Source organism: Methylorubrum podarium (assembly GCF_022179745.1).
Lineage (GTDB): Bacteria > Pseudomonadota > Alphaproteobacteria > Rhizobiales > Beijerinckiaceae > Methylobacterium > Methylobacterium podarium.
This window is the reverse complement of sequence record NZ_BPRD01000152.1, coordinates 1-3,223: the sequence shown is the minus strand read 5'-3', so window position 1 is coordinate 3,223 and position 3,223 is coordinate 1. Positions and strand designations below refer to the sequence as shown.

At 68.8% G+C, this 3,223-nt stretch carries 1 protein-coding gene; it reads left to right on the top strand.

From position 1 onward, the window contains the following. Positions 1 to 1,045 precede the first annotated feature (1,045 nt). Positions 1,046 to 3,223 (top strand): PAS domain-containing protein (locus MFF42_RS07990; protein WP_373875158.1); only part of this gene is annotated, 2,178 nt, incomplete at its 3' end.

Sequence of the window (3,223 nt, the reverse complement as noted above, 5' to 3'; positions counted from 1 at the left end):
GCGTACCCGATGCCCGCGGCCAGGCGCGAAAACCCGCGAGTTCGGGTAGCATCCGCATGTCCGCACCGCCTGCTTGGACGGGCCGCCCGGAGAACTCCTATCTCCTGCCGGGCATTTCGTGCCTGTACCCGTGCGCATGCCAGTCGTTGTCCGCGTGCGCGGGCTTGCCGTCGGGCACCTTCTCCCCCGCCGGAGCGCGAGCCGTTGCGGTGGGTTGGTCCGCCGGACACGGCTCCGGTGTTCAGGACCGTTCGCTTGAAGTTCGGGACGTTGCCATGCACGTCCAAGATGAAGGCAGGATCCTCGGCGGCCTCCTGCATCCCGGGGGAGAGCAGCCGCGACCGTCCGCTTCAACTGTCCGCCATCCGGCGGCAACCGCATCGGTCAATTCGAACAACGAGGTAACCACGCCGTTAGTGGCTGGATCGCTGGGTCCGCGACGAGATGTGTCCGCGACCGGACACCCGGCCGAGGAAGGTGGACATCGGCCGGCAATTCGCCCTCCGGGCCGGTCGCCAGGGCGACGCGCACTTACGAGTGTAGCGCGCGCCAACTCGGTGGTTCTCCAGCACGCGTCGGGGGGCGGCCAGGCGCACTGTCGCCAGCACCTGGTCGCCGCCCGTATGCGGCATCCCGAAAGGGAGCTTCGAAGCTGCGGAGTTCGAGCCTGACCTGAGTGGCCTGCCGCGTTCCGAGACGGGGCCGCCATAGGTCGGGGACGGACGGCGCAAGCTCCGTCGGAACGCCGGGTGGGACAAAACGGGAGACATCCCGACCAGCCAAACGTGTTAAGCCGCTGCCATGCCCGCCAAGCGCTCGCGTCATACCTCCCTGGTCGTGCCCGTCGCCGGATGGTCGAAAAGCCAAGCCACCCAAAGTAAGCACACCTCGGCCAGCGAGTTCACCCGCGCTTCGATGCGCGTGAAAGCCCGGCACGAGGCTCACACGGTAGGTCAGGTCCCGTGGTCGACACGGTCTCCGCTAGCGCAAGGGCAAGCCTGATCCGATGACCCAGGCTCCGGGCTTCCTGGCAGGAGGGGGCAACATGGGCGCGCGGATGCGCGCCCACGATTGGGCGTCGACGTTCCTCGGGCCGGCGGACCGGTGGCCGCAAGCCTTCGTGACGCTGTTGCGAGTGATGCTCAGCTCGCGCCAGCCGATGTTCCTGTGCTGGGGTCCCGAGCGTACGCTCGTCTACAACGACGCCTACGCCCCCATGCTCGGCGCCCGGCATCCCGATGCCCTCGGTCGCCCGTTCTTCGATGTCTGGCCCGAGGTCCGCATCGAGGTCGGGGTCCTGATGGATCGGGTGTATGCCGGCGACCCGGTGCACATGGACGACCTCCAGCTCACCTTGCACAGGAACGGCTACCCCGAGGAAACGCACTTCTCGTTCTCCTACACGCCCGTCCCGGACGACAGAAACACGGTCGCGGGGCTGTTCTGTGCCTGTACCGAGATCACCAAGCAGGTCCTGGCCGAGCGCCGCCTGTCGGCCGAGCGCGAGCGCTTCGCCAGCCTCTTCGAGCAGACCCCGACGTTCATGACCGTGCTGCGCGGCAGGGAGCATCGGTTCGAACTGGCCAATCCCCGCTACCTGAAGCTCGTCGGCCACCGGGACGTCGTAGGCAGGACGGTCGCGGAAGCCCTGCCCGACGCGGTCGAGCAAGGGTTCCTGGAAATTCTCGACCAGGTCTACGACAGCGGCGTGCCGCAGACGTTCCATGGCATCCGCTACGCCGTGCAGGCGGTGCCGGGCGGCCCGCATGACGAGCGCTTCGTCGACGTCGTCTACCAACCGATCCGGGATGTCGACGGTACGGTCGGGGGTATCTTCATCGAGGGCGCGGACGTCACCGACCGTGCGCGGGCGGAGACGCGGCGCGAGGCGCTGGTGCGGATCACCGACCGGTTCAATGAGCTCACGAGGGCGGACGACATCGCTTTCGCGGCCTCGCAGGTCCTCGGCGAGACGTTGGCGGTCAGCCGTGTGGGATACGGCACCATCGACCCCGACGCCGAGACGCTCCACGTCGAGCGCGACTGGAACGCACCGGGCGTCGAGACCCTCGCCGGCGTCGTGCCGCTGCGGACCTACGGGTCGTTCATCGACAGCCTGAAGCGCGGCGAGTTCGTCAGCATCGCGGACGTCGAGCGCGACGATAGGACGGCGGGCGCGGCGGAGGCCTCGAAGGGGCGCGGCGCGCACGCCTTCGTCAACGTGCCGGTGCTCGAACAGGGTCGGCTCGTGGCCGCCCTCTTCGTCAACCATGCCGAGGTGCGGGACTGGGCGCCGGACGACCTGGCCTTCATCCGGGAAGTCGCGGGCAGGACCCGCATCGCGGTTGAGCGGAGCCGTGTCGAGACGGCCTTGCGCGACCTCAACGCCGACCTCGAACGGCAGGTCGCCGAACGGTCACGCGAGTTGAGCCGGACTTGGCAGGTCTCCACGGACCTCCTGGGCATCGCCGACGACGCCGGATTCTTCGTCCGGACCAACCCGGCCTGGAAGTCGCTGCTGGGCTGGAGCGATGCGGAGGCCGCACGCATCCCCTTCGTCGAGCTGGTCCACCCCGACGACGTCAGGGCCACCCACGCCGCGCTGGATCGGCTACGGGCCGGGGAGGCGGTCCTCCGCTTCGAGAACCGCTGCCGCACCACCGCCGGTGGGTACCGCTGGCTAGCCTGGGTCGCGGTCCCCGAGGGCGGGCAATTCTACTGCAGCGCGCGGGACGTGACGGAGGAGAGGGAGCATGCCGCGACCCTCGCCGAGCGTACCGCCGAGCGCGACCGGCTCTGGAACCTGTCCGAGGACATGCTGGCCCGCGCCAACTACCAGGGGACGATGTCGGCGGTGAGTCCTGCCTGGACCCAGGTGCTAGGCTGGTCCGAGGCCGAGCTCCTGTCGCGGCCCTACGCGACCTTCATGCATCCCGACGACACGGACCAGACGCTTGCGGCCCTCGTCCGGATGGGCGACACGAAGCGGCCAACCCGGTTCGAGAACCGCATCGCCGCGAGCGACGGGTCGTGGAAGTCCATCGAATGGACCGTGGCGCCCGAGCCGGACGGGCTGCACTTCATCGCCGTCGGTCGCGACCTGAGCGTGGCGAAGGCGCGCGAGGCGGAACTCGCGGCGGCTCAGGAAGCCCTGAGGCAATCGCAGAAGATGGAGGCGGTCGGACAGTTGACCGGCGGCTTGGCGCACGACTTCAACAACCTG